Origin of the sequence: Pseudomonas sp. 10-1B (genome assembly GCF_000935045.1) — a bacterium.
Lineage (GTDB): Bacteria > Pseudomonadota > Gammaproteobacteria > Pseudomonadales > Pseudomonadaceae > Aquipseudomonas.
This window is the reverse complement of the sequence record NZ_JYKS01000001.1, coordinates 118,471-136,736: the sequence shown is the minus strand read 5'-3', so window position 1 is coordinate 136,736 and position 18,266 is coordinate 118,471. Positions and strand designations below refer to the sequence as shown.

Here is an 18,266-nt window from a genome sequence, read left to right as displayed (position 1 = left end):
GTCAGGCCACCGCCCGCCACATGGCGCACAGCGGGTCGGTGTCGCTGGCCGGCTGGCACAGCTGTACCGCTGCCACTTGCGCTACGTCGCCCCGGCCCGGGGCATGCAGGTAGACCCGTGGCAGGTGCTCGCCGTACAGCTCGCTGGTGCGCTCGATCAGCGCCTGCAGGGCCTGGTCGCTGTCGGCGCAGCCTTGCGCCAGCACTTGTTGCCAGGCCCCGCCAGCGGCCAGCAGCAGCACGCTGCGCCGTGGCTCGGCCAGCACGAACAGGAAGTCACCCGCTTGCAGCTGCGCCGAGCAGCGGTTGTAGGCAGCCATCAGGTACGGCTGCACCGAGCGCAGGTTCAGGCGGCTTTCCCGGCCCAATGCCTGCAGCCGTTGCAACAGGGCTTCGGGCAGCGCCGTGGCGATGCGGGCAGCACCGGCCGGCTCCGGCGACAGCACGATGCGCCAGTCGTCCAGCGGTTGCCCATAGAGGTTTTCGAAGCAGGCCCGGGCATAGGCGTCCAGCTCGCGCGGGTGGCCAATGGCATCACTCCAGGGCACCAGGCAGAAGCGGCTGTAGCGGGCCGACAGCAGAACCCGCAACTGGGCACCGCGCACGGCATGCTCGGCCAGCAGCGAGGCCAGCGCAGCGACGGCGGCTTCCCAGGCTGGTTGGGCGGCGTCGCAGGTGAACTCGCGACTGCCCAGCCACTGATGGTGGTTGGCGTGCCAGCGACCCAAGCCGACACCTTCGGCGCCGAGCACGGCACAGAAACGATCAGATGAATGTGACACGGTTGATCTCCTCGAGAGTGGTGCGGCCATCGCGGACCAGATCCAGGGCCGAAGCCCGCAGCAGGCGCAGGCCGCGCTGGCAGGCAAGTGTCTTGATTTGCGACAGGGGGCGGCGCTCGACGATCATCTGCCGCAGCTCGTCGTCCAGGTGCAGCAGCTCGGCGATGGCGCTGCGGCCGCGGTAACCACTGCCGCGGCACTGGCCGCAGCCTTGTACGCGGACGAACGTCCAGCCGGCCACGCCGGCACGGGTCAGGCCCGAGCCATACAGGGTGTCGTCATCGACTTCACAGGGTGTGGCGCAGTGCGGACAGGCCAGGCGGATCAGGCGCTGGGCCAGCACCGCGTTCAGCGCGGAGACAAAGCTGTAGGGGTCGACCTGCATCTGGCTGAAGCGGCCGATCACATCGAACACGTTGTTGGCGTGGATGGTGGTGAACACCAGGTGGCCGGTGAGCGCCGACTGCACGGCGATCTGCGCGGTGTCGGGGTCGCGGATTTCACCGACCAGGATCTTGTCCGGGTCGTGGCGCAGGATCGAGCGCAGGCCGCGGGCGAAGGTCAGGCCTTTCTTCTCGTTGACCGGGATCTGCAGCACGCCGGGCAGTTGGTACTCGACCGGGTCTTCGATGGTGATGATCTTGTCCATGCCATGGTTGATCTCGCTGATCATGGCGTACAGGGTGGTGGTCTTGCCGCTGCCGGTGGGGCCGGTGACCAGGATCATGCCGTAGGGTTCGGCGGCCAGCCGGCGCAGCGCGCGCAAGGTCTCGTCGGCAAAACCCAGTGCCTGCAGCTGTACACCGCTGACCCGGTCGGACAAGTCCTGCTTGTCGAGCACCCGCAGCACCGCGTCCTCGCCGAAGATGCTGGGCATGATCGACACCCGGAAGTCGATTTGCCGGTCGCCCACGGCGACCTTGAAGCGGCCGTCCTGGGGCACGCGCTTTTCGCCGATGTCCAGCTCGGCCATGACCTTGATGCGCGAAATCACCTGGTCGGCGAAGGCGCTGCCGCTGGCCTTGCCGGCGCCGTTGAGCACGCCATCGATGCGGTACTTGATGGTCAGGCCCTGGCCAGTCATGCCCAGGTGGATGTCGCTGGCGTGCAGCTTGAGGGCATCGTACAGGGTGGCGTTGACCAGCTTGACCACACGGCTTTGGTCTTCGCTGATGCTGGCCAGCGACAGACGTTGCAGCGGGTCGCTTTCGCTGCTGGCTTCGGGGTCATGGTCCAGGGCATCGACGGCATGGAAGCTTTCTTCGTGGCGGGCCAGGAAGGTAGCCAGCTCCGCGGCATGGGCCAGGTACAGCGGTGCGCCTTGCAGCACATCGTCGATCCAGGCCAGGCGGGCGAGGTCGAAGGGGTCGGCGAAAACGCCCAGCAACTGGCCGCCCTGCTCGATCAGCACGAACTCGCGCTTCATGCACTGGGCCAGGGCCACCTTGTCGAAGCGTGGGGTGCTGGCCAGCAGGGTGTGGCTGTCCAGCACTGGGTAATGCAGGGTCAGGCCCAGGCGCTGGGTGAAAGTGTCAGCTGTGTCGCAGGCCAGGCGTTCCAGGCAGTTGAGCAGGCGTTCGTCGCCGGCTTGCAGGCGGGCCTGGGCCAGCAGTTCGCGGGGGTAGGCTGACAATGGTGCTGGATTCTTCGCGGGCAAGCCCGCTCCCACAGGTTCGCTGCAAACCTGAAGACCCTGGGATTCCTGTGGGAGCGGGCATGCCCGCGAAGAGGCCAGTGCAGGCTTTGCAGATTCCCGGGTTGCATCGAATGCTTCTGGCATGGCCTGCGACTCCGCTCAGGGGCGCGTCGCAGGCTGGCTCGGCCAGGGGTGCGGGCGCCGCTATTCCCCTGTGAGCAGTTGATCGTCGTCGGGCTCTGGGGGCTTGGCGCCATTACGGCGGCGGTCGGCCAGGACCCAGCTACCATCGTACAACTGCAGGGGGAACGATTCGTTCCTGTTCTGGCGTCGTTCGACGAACCCTTCAGCCGGGTTGTCCGTGGCCCTGCGCCGGCGCTCGATGCCCATCAGGTCGAAGATCGCACGGGCCAGTTCCACCAGCGGGAACGGCTTGAACAGGACATGACTCACGCCTAGTTCGGCGGCCCGCTCACGCACCTCGACGGTGGGGTGGGCGGTAATCAGCACGAAGTGGCACTGCCTGTTCTTGCGTACGGCCTCCAGAACCTGAAACCCCTCCATGTCGGGCAAGCGGTAATCCAGCACGATCACTTGCGGTGCCAGGCGTTCAGCCTGCTCGATACCACTGGCACCGTCGTGGGCAACATGAACTTCCAGGCCTTGCGCCTGCAGGTACGCTTGCAGGTTCTGCGCAAGAGTCTGTTCGTCATCGACTACCAATACTCTGTTCACCAAGGTCGACTCCCAAGAACTGCCCGGTTACCCGGTCTGCGAAGTGCGCCCTTGTACAGGCTTGAGCAGGCTTCGTGCCAGGCGTGAATAGTCATGTTGCACCACTGTAACTCATTGATTTTAAAAGGGTGTGATCAAGCACCCGAAACGCGGCAGGCAGGCATGTCCAACCAGATCCCCATATGCGGGGAAACTAATGGCACATTGCCAAACCATTATTCCCCAGCATTGGGGAAACGCCATCAGGGGCCTCGGTCGGCGACTTCCACTTTAGCGCCCTCACGCAAACGTTGGCGTACGGCTTGCCGCGCTTGCGCCTCCCGCTGACCGATGAGCGTGGCCCTGGCCAAGACCAGGCCCTGTTCGCGTATGACCGAAGGATTATCACTTTGGTTCTGTACCCCTTGCAGTCTTTCTCGGTTGGCCTCATAGAATGCCTCCACTTCGGCCAGGCTCGGCGCGTCGACTGCGCTGAGCTGCGCATACACCTGCTGGGCAGCCATCTCGTGCCGGGTGTAATCAGTGTACTGTGCCCTATCGAAACCCGCCTGCGCCAGCCGCCGCTCGAAAATCGCCGGGCTGCCGAACGCAGCTTCGACCTCCCCGACATGGGCCGACACCTGCTCATCGCTGATGACGATGCCGCGGCGCTGGGCCTCCTGCCACAGCAACTCCTTGTCGATCAGTTCGTCCAGGGCCTGGTCGCGCAGGCGCTTGTACAGGGTCGGGTTGCGGATGCTGGTCAGCGCCCGGCCCTGGGCCTCCAGGTATTCGCTGAAATAGCGCTCCAGGCGCATCAGCTCGATCTCCACGCCATTGACCCGTGCCACTGGCACATCGGCCCAGCTCGCCCTGGCCAGCACCAGCATCAGGCACAGCAACAGAATACGCATGGCAACCTCCGCTCAAGGGCTGTCCGGCACCGGCCGGTAAGGGGTGACCGAGGTGAAGCGCGGCCCGGGCAGGGCCACCTCCACCACATGGGCCCCGGCCATGCCCTGGCGACGACCGGGGCCGAAGCCCAGGGCCGGGGTCAGGCCGGTGGACACATCGTGCAGGCCTTCCAGCGCGGCAATCAGCTGCTCGCGGCTGGCGTCGCGACCAATCTGCTTCAGCGCTTCGCTCAACAGGCGCAGGGCGCACAGGGTGTTGACCTGCAACGACGCCTGCCGTGGGTCGAGACCCTGGCGCTGCTGCAGGCCGGCAAGGGTTGCCAGGCCCTGCTCGGTCCAGTCCTCGGGCACGTACGGATAGGCCAGGAACACCCGTTGCGACCATTGCTCGGGCAACTGCGCCACGGCCCCGGCCACCTGGCTGGAGGCGGCGAACAGGTATGGCTGGCGGCCTGCGGCCTGCAAGGCCGCCGACAGCTCGGCAAAGGCCTGGGCGCGGCCCAGGAAGACAATGCCCTGGCCGTCCACGGCCTGGCCATCGAAGGCCTGGCTGGCGGGTGGCGCCCAGCCCTGCTGGAGCAGGCGCTCGCGTACCTGTTCGGCCAACGCCGCCTGCTCGTTGTCGGCATACACCACACGCAGGTCGCCCGGTGCCAGGCCCAGCGCCGCGCGGGCATAGCCTGCCAGGCTCAGCAACTGCACCGGCAAGCCAGGCAGCGGGTCGAAGATCTGTGCGCTGCCGCCACTGCGCGGGGTGCTGCCGATCAATGGCACATTCTGCGGCGCCAGCAACGTTGCCAGGCGTTGGTCGAGCATGGGGGCCAAGGGCGAGATCAGGGCGAACACCCGCTCCTGTTCCAGCAGTTGCAGCAGGGCCTGTTCGGCGCTGCCCGGGTCGGGCCCCGGATCGAGCGCCACCAGTTCCAGGCGCCGCCCATGAATGCCGCCTTGCTGGTTGAGTTGCGCCAGGCCGTCTTCCAGCACGGCACGCACCACCTGCCCGGCATCGGCCAGTGGGCCGGCGGTGGGTAGCAAGGTGCCCAGGCGCAGTACGCCCTCTTCCACGCCGGGGTCGCGTTCCTGGGCCAGGCGCTTGAGGTAGGCGGTAAGGTTGCGCTGGTCGGCCAGGGTCAGTTCGAAGCGGGGCATGGCTGGGTCCAGGCGGTTGCCAGCCGGGTCCACGCCGTGCTGGATGGCCCGGGCCACGCTGCTATCGGTATAGGCCGGGTAGCTGCGGCCATTGACCTGGCGCGGACCTTGGCCCAGAGCAAGGCGTTGCCAGTCGAGGCTGGGCGGTCGCACGCCGCCTTCGGCGCGGCCACGGCCGTCGCTGCCGTGACAGCTGGCGCAGGGCAGCACGCTGGCAGGCACGCTCATGTCGCTGGCGCCGACCCGGGCCTGCAGTTGCGCATCGCTGCTGGAGAGGCCCTCGCGGTAGAGGCGTTTGCCGGCTTGTTCGTGTTCGGTCAGGTCCAGGGCCAGAGCTGAAGCGACAGGTGCTAGACCAATCACGCATGTGAGCCACATCGCAAGCCTTGTGGGAGCGGCCTTGCGTCGCGAAAGGAGCGCGCAGCGCTCCCCGTTTTCTGGGTTAAAGCTGCCATTGCCGGGGCTGCTACGCAGCCCTTTCGCGACGCAAGGCCGCTCCCACAAAGGCCGCGTCCACAACAACCTCTCCCGCAATGGCTGATTCCACCAAGGCCAATCCCACAGGAATCGCATGATGCTCACCGGCCTGCCAATGGCTGGGCCAGCAATTGCATGCGTTGGGCAATCGCCGCGGGTGGCGCATCCGGGCGGATCTTGCTCCAGCGCTTGCCGGCCACGTCACCGGCAATCAGCTGCGTCGAGTGCTGCTCGGGGCTGGGCAGGAACTGGCCGATGCGGCCGAGCACCAGGTCGACATTGGCCTTGTCGCCGGTCAGGAACAGCCAGTTGGGCCCATCCACCCCCTGCTTCTCGGCAAACGCCTTGAGCACCTCTGGGGTGTCGTTCAGCGGGTCGCTGCTGATCGACACGAAGGTCACCTGGCTAGCCAGCTGCGGCCCCATGGCCTCGCGCACTTCGCGCAGTTTGCGGGTAATCAGCGGGCAGGCGTCGGTGCAGTGGGTGAAGATCACGTTGAGCATCACCACCTTGTCCTTGAGCACATCGCTGTAGAAGCGCAGTTCGCGGCCGTTCTGGTCCTTGACCACGGTGTCGGTGAACCAGGCCTGGGCATCGCGGGTGCCTGCGCCACTGGTCATCGCCTGCGGCGCAGGCTGCGGTGCCGGGGCCTGCGGGGCATGGCCGTCGTGGGCGACCGCCACCGAGGCGAGGATCCACAGGCAGCCACCCAGCACCAGCCAGTCGAAACCGCGCATGCCGGCGCGACGGGAAGTTACCTGGCTCATGGTTGCACCTCGTGATGTTCGGCAATCGCCGTGCTCTTGGCATGCACCCGGCGGGCGCTGAGGCGGTTGATCTCGTCGATCAGCACCGCCGGGTCGGTGAAGCCGTAATAGCGCGTCCAGTGCCCACTGCGCCCGTCACCCACCAGGATCAACGGCGGGTGCTGGCTGAGGTCGGCGCTGAAGCTGCCCAGGCCCTTGAGGGTTTCAGTGATCGCGTATGGGGTGCCAGTCAACCAGCTCCAGCCCGGCCCCTTCTGGAAGGCCTTGGCGTAGCTCTGCAGGCGTTTGGCATCGTCACGCTGCGGGTCGATGCTGATCGACACCAGGTGAACTTCCTCGCCTACCCGGCCGCCCAGTTGCTGCTGGACCTTGCCCATGATCGACGACACCACCGGGCACACCGTGGTGCAACTGGTGTAGATGAAGCCCATGACCACCAGGTGATCGCCCACCAGGTCTTTCTCCAGGCGTACCGGCATGCCGTCCTGGTTCAGCAGCGACACGTCGGCAAAGCGCACGCTGGTCTTTTCCTGGCGCGCTGCCGGCGGCTGCTCGGCATGGCCGCTGTGGTCGTGGCCAGCATGGGCCAGGGCCAGGTTGCTGGCAAACGCCAGGCTCAGGGCCAGCAGTCTGAAAGAATGCTTGCTGTTCATCGCACATTCCTCACGTCAGTCTGGGAATCGTTGGACGCTGCGGTCGGCAGGACGCGCAGGCTGGTGTAGTTTTCTTCGGCGAACTTGCGCCCCAGCGAGGGCGACTGCACATGCAGGTACCAGGCGCCGGCTTCGGGCAGGGTCAGGGCCGCCTGGTAGACGCCCTCGCCCACTTCCTGCAACTGCAGGTTGCGCGGCATCGACGACGGCGCCAGGAAGTAGCGCAGGCTCAGGTCGTTCAAACCCCGGCGTGGCCGGCCGTCGTCGCCGACGATGCGCACCCGGGCAGTGAAGGCGCTGTGCTGCGGCAACGGCTGGTCCAGGCCGATGAACTCGGCATGCGCGCCCTTGCGTTTGCCGGTATTGGGCGCCGCGGCAACATCGGTGCTGAAGCAATGGATGATCTGCGGCTGGTTGAGCAGGAAAGCCACGTCGAACTTGCCAGCGGCAGGCATCTTCACCGTCGAGCCATACACCCCCGGCGCCACCTCGCGCAGGCTGCGGTCGACGACGATGGCGGCACGGGCCTGGTGGCCGCGGTTGTTGTAGCCGGACATCGGTGCGTTCATGCCTTCGGCGTAGAAGTAGGTGGTGTTGTCCACCGGGTTGACCACGAACACCGAGTTATCGTCGCGCGACACCGACAACCCCTGTGCCAGCGGCAGGTCACCGGCCTGGCGCGGCGCCGCCGGGCCGGCCTCGAAGCTCTGGACGATCGGCGAACGCCCTTCGCCCAGGCTGGCCAGGTTGATCATGCTGACCTTCGGCGAGGCCAGGCCACGCACGTAGGCATAACCCTTGGTGAAGGTCAGCTGGTAGGGTTCGGCCGCCACCGGGATGTGGTGGATCAGCTTGTCGGTACTGGCGTCGATCACCAGGGCCTGGTTCTCCAGGGTGTTGAGCACGATGCCATAGCGGCCATCGCTGCTGAAGCGCATCGGCCCCAGGCCCTGCTCAGCCTTGACCGTGTGGCGCAGTTGGTGGCTGCGGGCATCGAACACCCGCACGCTGCCTTCTTCGCCATCGACCACGTACACCGCCTGGGACAACGCCGAGTAGCTGACCGACAGCGGGTGCGGGCCAACCTTGATGGTCTTGGCCAGGCGCATTTCCGGGATGTCGATGATGCTCAGCGTGCCGCTGTCGCGGTTGCTGACATAGGCAAAGCGCGAGTCGGCGCTGAAGGCGATTTCGTGGTGGCCGGTGCCGGTGTTGAAGGTTTTCAGGGTACTGCGCCCCGGCACGTCGATCACCGTCACCCCGCCCTTGGCCGGGTCGCTGCTGTTGTTGCCCACCCACAGCCGGTGCTGGTCCGGTTGCAGGGCCACACGCAGCGGTTGCTCGCCGGCGTCCAGGTCGGCCACGCGGGTGAAGGTTTCGGTGTCGATCACCGAGACCTTGCCGCGCTCGGGGATCGACACGAACACCTGCTTGTCGTCACCCGTGGCCGCCCAGTCCATGGGCCGCCCGGGCAGGTCGATGCGGGCCAGGGTGCTGGTCACACCGCCTACCGATACCGTCGGGTCGATCACCGTCAGGCTGGCGTCCTTGTTCAACATCAACAGGAAGTAGCTGTTCAGGTCGAGCAACGGCCGGGCGCCAATGCTGCTCTTGAGAAACAGCGCAACGCGTGCCTTGCAGCTCTGGTCGCGGTCGCCCGCCGGGGCCGACTGCGCCGGGTCGATCCACGCCCCCGGGGCCATGCCCGACAGTGGCTGGCCACTGGCCTGGTCGCTGACCTTGAAGCGGATGTTGGCGAAGCTGCCTTCACGCAGCTCGCCCTTGTCCAGCGGCCGGGCCTCGAACTCCACGGTCACGCCGTCCCGGCTGAGCCGGTGCAGGGCCTGCGGGTCGGCAGCTTCCTGCAGCAGCTCGCGGGGATCGCACCAGAGCTTTTCATACGCCACGCCCAGGCCGATCAGCGCAACCCCCAATGCCACCCCCAGGTATGCCGGGCGAGTCTTCTTGTTCATGCACGCGCTCCCCTTCCGTTACTGCGCCGGGGCCGTTGCCGGCGGCGCCTCGTTGGTCACCCGCAAAATCCCCCACAGCCCCGAGAGGTTGCCGTAGGCAGCATAGTCCCGGAACAGGTAGTCGCCCGGCACCGCGTTGGCCCCCCCGGCACTCGGCAGCATGAAGCTGAAGTGCGCCGCCGGCAGCACGCTTTCCTGGGCACCGATGTACATGGCCATCGGGTTGTAGCCGAAGCGCACCGAGCCGATGCCAGGCAGGTTCATCGGGTAGCCGTCCACGTCGTTCTTCTCGGCCTGGTAGTTGTGCAGTGGCCACAAGTGCCCGTCCAGCTGGTAGGTGATCCCGCGGCTGCCACCGCTGGGCATCAGCACATGGCTACGCACCGGCTGACCAGGCTTGGCATACAGCACCGGCGTCTGCGGATCACCGCCAACCAACGCATTGCTGTAGGCCATATGGGCATTGGGCACATCCGCGAAGCCGAACCCATCGGCATGGCCGAACGGCGCATCCGGCGCCAGGCCGAAGCGCAGCCACAGCGGTTCGGTCTTGTAGTTCATGGCCATGTTGCCGTTGTCCTTCGGATCCCCCGGTACACCGTTGCCTTCGGTGGCGATGCCCTCGACCGGACGGCCGTCAGCCCAGCGCATGTTCAGCGCGCGCTGCCACACCGTTACCAGGTCGCGGTAATCGGGTTGGCCACTGACCTTGACCGTGGCCTGGGCCCGGCTGGCAGTGTCCTCGGTCCAGGTCGCGGTCTGCGGCAGGATGCTCATGCCACCGACCAGGCCTTTCTGTGGCTGCTTGATGAAGTCCGACGGTGTCAGGTTGAGGCCGCCGAACTCGATCGGCGTGGTATTGATGTTGTCCACCGTGCGCCCCAGTTGCAGCATCGGCTTGCCCTCACGCTCCAGGTGGCCGGCGTAGTACTGGTACACCCGGCTTGGGTAGGCGCCGCTGTTGCCCGCCCGCGGTGGCACGGTCTGCACCGGGTTTGCCCCGACGTTGGCACCGTCCGACTTGGTGATGTCATAGGCCAGCAACTGCGCATGCAGGCCTACGTGGCTGGACGGGCGCATCAGGTTGTTGTTGAAGGCCGTGGAGCCCTCGCTGTCGAAGCGGTCACGCTTGACCACGTTCTGCATCACCGCCGTGCTGGGCAGGTCTGGCATCACCAGTGGCAGGCGGTTTTCCAGGGTGATGCTGATGCAGTCGCCGGCGCTGGCGCGCAGCACCAGTGGCTCCACCGGTACGCCGGCCTTGAGCTTGCCACTGACCGGGTCGAGGTCGGCCTTGCGCACATACAGCACGGCGGTCGGGTCATGCAGTGGCGCGCTGTGGCCGCCCACGGTGAAGGTGGTGCCATCCTCTTCGTCGACAACCGTGACCTGCGGGATGCTGGTCTTGCGGCTGTTGAACACCAGGGTGCCACCATCGGCCTTGAGCGGGCCACCGACATGCTGGCCGACACCGGCCGGGTCGTTGATGCTGACGCCGTTGCGGTTCTCGAGGATGTCGTTGGCCAGCGCCGCGACGATTTCGTAGCTGCGCTTGACCGTGGGACGGCTGCCGATGCCGTTGGGGTTGGCCGTGGTTTTCGGGCAGATGCCGTCGAAGTTCACCGTGTTGCGCATGGCCACCGGTTGCGGGTTGTTCGGCAGCGGGAACAGGTCTGGGCGTTGTGCGGTGTAGTTGCGCATCACCCCCCAGATACCGTTCCAGTAGCCTTCCAGCGCTGCGTCCATGGAGTACAGGTAATCGCCGTTGGTGGCCGCGGAGCTGGAAATCATCGACACCGGCGCCATGAAGCCCATCTGTTCGGAAATACCGATCATCTGCGAGGCCTTCCAGCCCGAATTCGAGCTGTTGCCGAAGCCAGAGCCATTCTGCAGCCATTTCACGCCGTGCAGGGTGATGTTGTGCTCCTCTTCATGCCCACCGGCGTGCAGGCGCAGGCGCACGTTGTCGCCCGAGTAGGTGCGCAGCATGGGGGTGAACGGGTCCCCCGGCTCGCTGCCGGCCTGGTTGATGTTCGGTGGGAACAGCGTGGTCCCGCCCGTGGGGCCGACAGCCGAGGTGATCGCCGAAGGGGCCAGGTTCATGGCCGGGATGGCGCGGTCGGTTCGGCTCTGCAGGGCGTAGCTGAGGTCGCCGGCAAGGCCGTCGGCCTGCATGCCGCGCTTGCCATCGGGGCCAACCTTGTTCGGGTCGAACACACGCAGGGCCAGCGGCTCGTTACGGTAGTTGACGACGAACATGCCTGGGTCATCCACCGAGATCGCCTGCGGGCACGGCCGGCTCGGGCAACCTGGGCTCAAGCCGCCGCGCGACTCGACCACCGATTCAAGCAGGTTGGAGGCTTTCTGCCGTACCGGTGGGTTGATGGCGTAGCGGAAGCTGTCGGCAGTAGCCGGGTAAGCCTGGGCGTTGGGCACGCCGTCGGGGCCGGCACCGACGTACACCCCCGCTTCATAGGCGTGCTGGAAGTCGCTGTACTCCAGGAAGAACTCACGGTAGCTGTCGTTCTTGCCGTCGCCATCGTGGTCACCGGTCTGAATCACCGCCTGCCACGAGGTCGGCCCGCCATCCTGGCGGGTGGCCGGGTTGTACAGCTTCTCGCCGGTTTCGGCATGGAACCAGGTGGAGCCGGCGGGCTCGGCCAGTACAGTAGCGTACAGGCCAAGCTGCTGATGGGTCGATGGGCCGAGGTGGTCGTGGGTGAAGATGGTGCCCAGGCCACGGTCGACGTTATGCACGTTTACCAGCGGGTCGGCGAACCAACGCTGCATGGCCGTGCGCGCGCCCAGCCAATCGGCCCGGCCGAAGCGGCCGAAATACGGGTGCTGCCTGGCTTTCGGGCAGGCGGCAGTGCCATCGCGGGTATCGCCTTCGGTGCAACCGTTGAAGGCGCGGATGGCGTGTACACGTTCGACCACGCTACCGGGCGACAGAATGCCGTCCTCGTAGTTCCAGCCGTTGGCCGAGCCATCAGCGGCAGTCAGGTCCCACTTGGGCAGGTGGATATGCTGGCCGATCACGTCGGTCGGGGTGCGCACCTGGTAGTCGTCCATTTCATAGAACGACGGGATCAGGTTGGTGTGGGTATACATGGTGCAGTCGAAGGTGTTCATGCGCATCACCAGCGGCTCTGGCGGGCGCTGCTTGGTGATCACCGGCCAGGCGTCCTCCCACAGCGCGAGGATACGCGCCTGCGGGAAGTGGTAGCCGACCTTGTTGTACACCGCGTCGAACTGGATATTGGCGCCCTTGTAGATGCGCGGACGGTCGGCAGTGAAGGTCGAAGAGCCACGGAAATTGATACCCGTCAGGCTTTCACCGCTGAAAAACTCGCCCATGCCCGAGGACTGGGTCAGGCGCTTGCCGCGGTCGTCCATGCACGGCTCATAGAATGGCGCCCCCGCCGTCGGCAGCGCACCGTTGGTACGGAACGCCTTGGCCACCGGCTGGCTACCGGGGATCAGCGCATAGCTGGGGTGCTCGGCCTGGGCATGGAACTGCATGGCCGCCTGCTCGATATCCGTGCCCTCTTCGGGCAGGTAGATCGGCTTGGCCTTGTGTATCACCTTGGAAAAATCAAGCTTGGTGGTGGTGGTGACCGCTTCACCGCCAGCGGATGCGCCGTCCAGGGCGTGACGCCCAAGGCCGCCATCCCAGCCATCGACCTGGTTCGGGTCCAGGTTGGCCCACAGAGCCTTGCCGCTGTCCTTGAGCTGCTGTGCCAAGGCGGGGTCGAGCATGTCCAACGGTGGGGTTGGCGGGCGGTTGCCGACACTGCTTTCCATGCCGCCGATCCAGAACGGGTAGCCAGGGTTTTTCAATGTGCCGTCGGCGTTGCGGTTGGCGTCGCTACGGTCGACCAGGGCCAGCGAGCCAATGGCTTTGCGCACGGGAGCCTCATTGGCATGTTCATCGTCGCCGTCGTCTTCATCGTCTTCGTCATGGGCAGCGACCAGCGCTTCGGACAACTTGGGCACCACCACCACCTTGCCTGGCATCGGTGCCATGGCCTTACCAGGCAGTGGCACGATAGCCGGGATCGGCGTACCGGCGACGATCTCGCCATCAGGCAGTGCACGAGCCCCCACCGCTGGTTTGCCGCTGCGCAGGGCAAACGGTGTGCTGTGGAAACCATTCTCGCCTTGCCCGCTGACCTCCAGGCGGGTGCCCTCCTCGAACGTGTCATGCACCCGCCACATGGCCCACATGCCTTGGGCGAAGTGCGGGTAGAAGTGGCAGTGATAAATGGCATCACCCGCCACCCGGTTGCGGTTACCTGCCCCGCCATTGGCGATTTCATAGGTGTAGCCGACGCCAGGCCCTATGCCTTGCGCATCGATGTAATCGGAGTTGTCGTCGTTGGGGTTGAACAACCACTGGTGCCCATGCAGGTGGAAGATGTGCTGCTCATGGCCGTTGTGGGTATTGCGGAACTTGGTGAAGTCACCAATGTAGCTGTGATGAACGTTGGCCGGCTCCGCCGGATACAACGCCATGCTCGCTTTCACGCCCGTGGCGCTGGCCGGTGGGACTTCGCCCGGGCGAATGTGCTCCAGGCCAACGTTGGCCGGCACATCGACCAGGGTGCCGATATCGCCCACGGTATGCGCGCTGAGGAAGAACTCTTCATAGGCACACGACAGGCAATCATGCATCGGGCCTACGCCCAGGCGGTTGGCAACCACTTCGGCGCCCATGCCACCAGAGCCGTAGTTGATCATGAACGAGTCGCGAGTCGGCTCCAGTACATGGCCCATGACTGGGTCTGCCCAGTAGCCAGGGAACGCCTGGGTGGCCGCCACTTCGTCAGCGAACTGCGAGGCGAAATCGCGGAAGGCTTCCAGGCGGTTGGGCAATGCCGGGTTGCGCTTGTTGACGCTTTCCAGCGGGTAGGTAGAGCGAGGGAAGCTGCCGTCCGGGTTGGGGCCCATGACGATGGCGTCGGTTTCGCTGTTGACGATCTCGTTGCCATCCACCATGGCGATGATCGGCTTGCCGGCCTTGCCCTCGCTGACCCACGGTTCGGCCTGCGGATAGCGCGCCTGGTAGTCGATCACCGGCTGGCCTGTGGCAGTGCGCCCGGTGCTGGCCAGGCGCATTTCTTCTTCGGTCAGCGTATTGCGGTAAGTACGCCCACCTTTGGGGACTACCACCACCTGGCCGAACAGGCCATTGGCGACGTTGCCTGCACCACCCTGACCGCCGAAGGTAGCGCCCTGGCTGGTTGCCGCGAAGGCGCCTTCACGTTCGGCGTAAAGGGTGTAGCTGCGGGTATTGCCTGGCGACACCAGGAAATTGCCGTTGCGGCCAGTGTTGGCCGCGATATCGCCAATGCTGTTGACGGCCTGCATGCCGTTGACCTGGAAGCCCACATGGCGGTCGGTGACCTGCTCGTCGGCCACGAAGTGCTCACCGCCTTCGTTTTCCGGCTCCTCCTCCCCCTCCTCCTCACCTTCGAGCTCGGTTTCATCGTGGTCGATGCCGTGCTTGTTGGGGTTGGCCTGGTAGGCCAGCAGGTTGGTCAGGTTGACTGTCAGGCAGTCACCGGCGGCCACCCGCAGCACGATGGGCCGTGGCCGCTTGTCCGGACGCAGGGTGACCTTGCCCGGTACAGCCGCTCCACCCTTGCTCAGGGGGACCAACTGATCGTCCACCACATCCTCACGGAGGGCGAACATCATGCCGTTGGCGTTTTGCGCGCCCAGGCGGTTGAACATCAGCGGCTGGTCCAACGCCACCACATTGGCGACCAGCGTGCGCTGGCATTGTACAGCCGCCTCGCTGGTCGCTTCCCAGCCAAGCAAGGCCAGAAAGAGTGATGACAGGACGGGACCTTTGAGCGGCATCGACATGCTGCACCTCCAGGACACAGGAACTCTGCGGGGAGCTGGAGCAAGGTGTATGCCAGATGCTAATTTCTTTTACTTTCAGTTGGTTGCGCTAGAAAGCGAAACGGATTGGGGAGGATCCCCCAGCGGTTTTCCCCGAATCGGGGGGGTGGCTTGCAGATGCCCGCCAAATCCCATGCGGCCTGTGCTGGCCCCATCGCCGGCAAGCCAGCTCCCACAGGTACTGCACATGGCTTGAAGTCGATGCGGTCGAGGTGGGAGCGGCCTTGTGTCGCGAAAGGGCCGCAGAGCGGCCCCAGCCATCTATGCCGCGGAGCTGAAATCCCTGGGGGCGCTTCGCACCCCTTTCACGACACAAGGCCGCTCCCACAGTCGTTAGCCAACCAGGCCGCGCACGCAGAAGTACAGGATCGACGGCCCCATCAGGCAGCCCAACCCGGTATGGAAGGTGGCCGTCAACGCCCCGTATGGAACCAGCCGCCGGTCGGTCGCCGCCAACCCGGCCGTTACCCCCGACACCGTCCCTGCCAGGCCACCGAACACCATCGCCGAACGCGGGTTGTCCAGCGCCAGCAGGCGCGCCGATACCGGGGTGAACACCATCACCAGGATCGCCTTGATCAGCCCGGTGGCAATAGACAAGGCCATCACGTCCGAGCTCGCGCCCAGCGCCGCACCGGTCACCGGCCCGACGATATAGGTCACTGCACCCGCGCCAATGGTGGTCATGCTCACCGCATCGCGGTAGCCGAAGGCATAGGCCACCGCCGCGCCGACAATGAACGGCAGCACAGTGCCCAGCAGCAGCGCCAGCGCCCCGACCACCCCGGCCCTGCGCGCTTCGGTGGCCTGCACTTCGAACGCCGTGGCGACGATGGCGAAGTCGCGGAGCATGGCCCCGCCCATCAGGCCGATGCCGGAGAACAACGCCATGTCGGCCAGGCCTTTCTGGCCACCGGTGATGGTACCGCCGACCCAGGCCAGCACCAGGCCGATGACGATGGCGATGGCCGAGCCATGCACCCGGCCGAAGGTCAGGTATTTCGACAGCAGCACCGACAGCCACATGATCGCGCCTACCACCGCAAAGGCAGTGATCAGGCCGTTGTGTTCAAGGGCATTTTCAATGATCGGCCACATGCTCAACGCCCTCCTGCAGGGGCTGCCTGCGCGTTGGTATCGGGGCCGGCCTCCAGCGCCGGCAGGGGCTCACCGCGGTGACTGCGACTGATCAGGGCGATGGTCAGGCCGCACACCAGCACCGCGCCTACCGCCGCCAGCAAGGCCACCGGCCCGCCGTGCAACGCGGTGACCACGTTCTGCTGGGCCGCCATGGCCACCACTACCGGAATGTACATGGCGCCCCAGAAGCCCACGCCAAACTCGCATTCCTTGCTCATGCCGCCGCTGCGCTGCATGTACAGGCGTGCGCAGATCAGCAGGATCATGGCGATGCCGACCCCGCCCACATTGGATTTGACGCCTAGCAGCACGCCCAGGAAGTCGCCGACGATGACGCCGGCAAGCGTGCATACCGCCAGCAGTGCCACACCATAGATAATCATTGTTATTGTCCTCAGGTAGTGTCGAAGTTGCTTGTTGTTCTTCGTAAACACACACTCATGCGGCTTTCGCCGGCTAGGTGTGAGCATCGGTCTTGTGCTGCCCTGTCAGGGCCTCATCGCCGGCAAGCCGGCTCCCACAGGTACTGCACAGACCTTGAGAGCAGCGCGCTCGAAGTGGGAGCTGGCTTGCCGGCGATGAGGCCCTGACAGGCAGCACCAAACAGCCGCCGGCTGCCATCATCGATCGTCGGCCACCTCCTGGCGCAGCAGCGCATCCAGGCTGTCCCAGCGGGTGCCTTCCACAGCTACTACCCTGCCCTGTTCGAACACCGGCCGGGCCAGCCCGCTGAGCACGTTGCCGGGCGGCATTTCCAGGTGCAGACGCACACCGCGCTCATAGGCGTTGCGCAATGCAGCACGCCAGTCGACCACCCGTGCCATGTTGCCGGCCAGGTCGTCGCGCAGGCGCTGTGGGTCGAACACCGGCCGCGCGCTGCTGCCACTGAGGTAGGTTATACGTGGCCGCTGCAACTCGACCCTGGCGAAAGCGCTGGCCAGTTCCGCCGCAGGCCCGGCCAGCAGCGGGCAATGGGACGGCACACTGACCGCCAGGCGCCGGGCCACGCCCTGGCCCAAGCGACGAGCCCTGGCGGCGACCGCGGCCATCGCGCTATCGCTACCAGCGATGACAATCTGGTTTTCGCTGTTGAGGTTGGCCACATACACTTCGCCGCCCGCCTCACTCAGCAAGCGCTCGACACTGGCCAGGTCCAGGCCGCTGAGTGCCGTCATGCCATACCCTTGCGGATAGGCCCGCTGCATCAGTTCGCCACGCAGTGCGACCAGGCGCACGGCATCGGCAAAACCCAGGGCGCCCGCCACCACCGCCGCCGGGTACGCGCCGATCGACAACCCCACCACGTAACCCGGCGCGGGGCTGCGCTGCATCAACCAGCGCGCCCAGGCCACCCCGCTCAGCAGCAGGCACAACTGCACGGCCCGGGTCGCCTGCAGGGCTTGCCGGCTGTCCAGCGCCAAGGCCTGCTGGCCGAGGGTGTCGCTGGCCTCTTCCAGCAATTGCCCGGCACCTTCCGGCAGGCGCTGCAGCATGCCCACCTGATGGGCGCCCTGGCCGGGGAAGGCGAACAGGCTGCTCATGCAGCACACTCCACGGCCGCCCAGGGGTCGCTGACCAGGCGTGGGCCATGGGGCGACTTGAGCAGCACGCGGCGGGCGAAGCCAGCCCATTCACGCAAGGCGATGGCACCCGCCGGGGTCTCCAGCTGCACATCGATACGGCATGGCGCGCAGTCGAGGATGTCCAGCAACTCCCGCGCCTGCGCGCGGGCCAGCGGCCGTGGCGTACGCAGCAGCAGGTCCAGGTCGCTGTCGGCATGGACAACGTCAATGCCGGTGGCGATCTGATAACCCACCCCGCCCGTCGGCCCCCAGGCCAGGCCGCTAGTCTGGAGCACCGGGGTGACCGAGGCCAGGGTCTGCAACGCAGGCCACCGGCTTTCAGCGTGCCACCGCAACAGGTCGGGGCCTTGCAGCCGCTGGATATCGGCCAGCCGCATCAGCGCCCCCAGCCGCTGTGCCCGGCCCTGGCCACGCAGCCCGACCGCCACCCAGCCGTCGGCACAGACGGCACGGCGCACCACTACCGGCTGACCGCTGGCCAGCACGTCCTGCGCCCACAGTGGAGCATCGGCGGGCAAGCTCGACACAGGCATCCCCCACAGCAGATCGTGCGGCCGAGGCGCGTTCAT

13 protein-coding genes are annotated in these 18,266 nt (G+C 66.1%); all 13 read right to left on the bottom strand.

Annotated elements, in window-relative coordinates:
• Position 1: 1 nt before the first annotated feature.
• The 13 genes from TZ03_RS00585 to TZ03_RS00525 all read right to left on the bottom strand — a co-directional run bounded on the left by TZ03_RS00585 (position 2) and on the right by TZ03_RS00525 (position 18,266).
• Positions 2–781, bottom strand: coding sequence for a hypothetical protein (locus tag TZ03_RS00585; RefSeq protein WP_051094991.1), 780 nt, complete (start codon positions 779–781; stop codon positions 2–4).
• Complete coding sequence (locus TZ03_RS00580) at positions 765–2,438, bottom strand: GspE/PulE family protein (protein WP_051095387.1); 1,674 nt, start codon at positions 2,436–2,438, stop codon at positions 765–767. The genes TZ03_RS00585 and TZ03_RS00580 overlap by 17 nt, the downstream gene beginning before the upstream one ends.
• Positions 2,439–2,621: 183 nt before the next feature.
• On the bottom strand, positions 2,622–3,155 hold the full coding sequence (locus tag TZ03_RS00575) for a response regulator (protein WP_051094989.1): 534 nt from the start codon (positions 3,153–3,155) through the stop codon (positions 2,622–2,624).
• Between the two features lie 239 nt (positions 3,156–3,394).
• Positions 3,395–4,045 carry a SurA N-terminal domain-containing protein gene (locus tag TZ03_RS00570; protein ID WP_051094987.1) on the bottom strand — a complete coding sequence of 217 codons (651 nt, stop codon included), beginning with the start codon at positions 4,043–4,045 and terminating at the stop codon, positions 3,395–3,397.
• Positions 4,046–4,057: 12 nt separating this feature from the next.
• Positions 4,058–5,767 (bottom strand): ABC transporter substrate-binding protein, encoded by a 1,710-nt coding sequence (locus TZ03_RS00565; RefSeq protein ID WP_051095384.1) that lies wholly within the window; start codon positions 5,765–5,767, stop codon positions 4,058–4,060.
• 5 nt (positions 5,768–5,772) lie between these two features.
• Positions 5,773–6,438: an SCO family protein gene (locus TZ03_RS00560; RefSeq protein WP_051094985.1), complete on the bottom strand. Its 666-nt coding sequence runs from the start codon at positions 6,436–6,438 to the stop codon at positions 5,773–5,775.
• Positions 6,435–7,091 (bottom strand): SCO family protein, encoded by a 657-nt coding sequence (locus TZ03_RS00555; RefSeq protein WP_051094982.1) that lies wholly within the window; start codon positions 7,089–7,091, stop codon positions 6,435–6,437. Before TZ03_RS00555 ends, TZ03_RS00560 begins: the two co-directional genes overlap by 4 nt.
• The gene (locus TZ03_RS00550) at positions 7,088–9,064 is read right to left on the bottom strand and encodes a cytochrome D1 domain-containing protein (protein ID WP_051094979.1); all 1,977 of its coding nucleotides are present in this window, start codon (positions 9,062–9,064) and stop codon (positions 7,088–7,090) included. Before TZ03_RS00550 ends, TZ03_RS00555 begins: the two co-directional genes overlap by 4 nt.
• A gap of 18 nt (positions 9,065–9,082) precedes the next feature.
• Positions 9,083–14,935 (bottom strand): manganese-oxidizing multicopper oxidase MnxG, encoded by a 5,853-nt coding sequence (gene mnxG, locus TZ03_RS00545; RefSeq protein WP_051094976.1) that lies wholly within the window; start codon positions 14,933–14,935, stop codon positions 9,083–9,085.
• Between the two features lie 372 nt (positions 14,936–15,307).
• Positions 15,308–16,072 (bottom strand): malonate transporter subunit MadM, encoded by a 765-nt coding sequence (gene madM / locus TZ03_RS00540; protein ID WP_051094975.1) that lies wholly within the window; start codon positions 16,070–16,072, stop codon positions 15,308–15,310.
• A 2-nt stretch (positions 16,073–16,074) separates the two neighbouring features.
• Positions 16,075–16,497 (bottom strand): malonate transporter subunit MadL, encoded by a 423-nt coding sequence (gene madL, locus TZ03_RS00535; protein ID WP_051094974.1) that lies wholly within the window; start codon positions 16,495–16,497, stop codon positions 16,075–16,077.
• A 237-nt stretch (positions 16,498–16,734) separates the two neighbouring features.
• Positions 16,735–17,655, bottom strand: a complete 921-nt coding sequence (mdcH, locus tag TZ03_RS00530; protein ID WP_051094971.1) for a malonate decarboxylase subunit epsilon — start codon at positions 17,653–17,655, stop codon at positions 16,735–16,737.
• Positions 17,652–18,266, bottom strand: a complete 615-nt coding sequence (locus TZ03_RS00525) for a malonate decarboxylase holo-ACP synthase (RefSeq protein ID WP_051094969.1) — start codon at positions 18,264–18,266, stop codon at positions 17,652–17,654. The genes mdcH and TZ03_RS00525 overlap by 4 nt, the downstream gene beginning before the upstream one ends.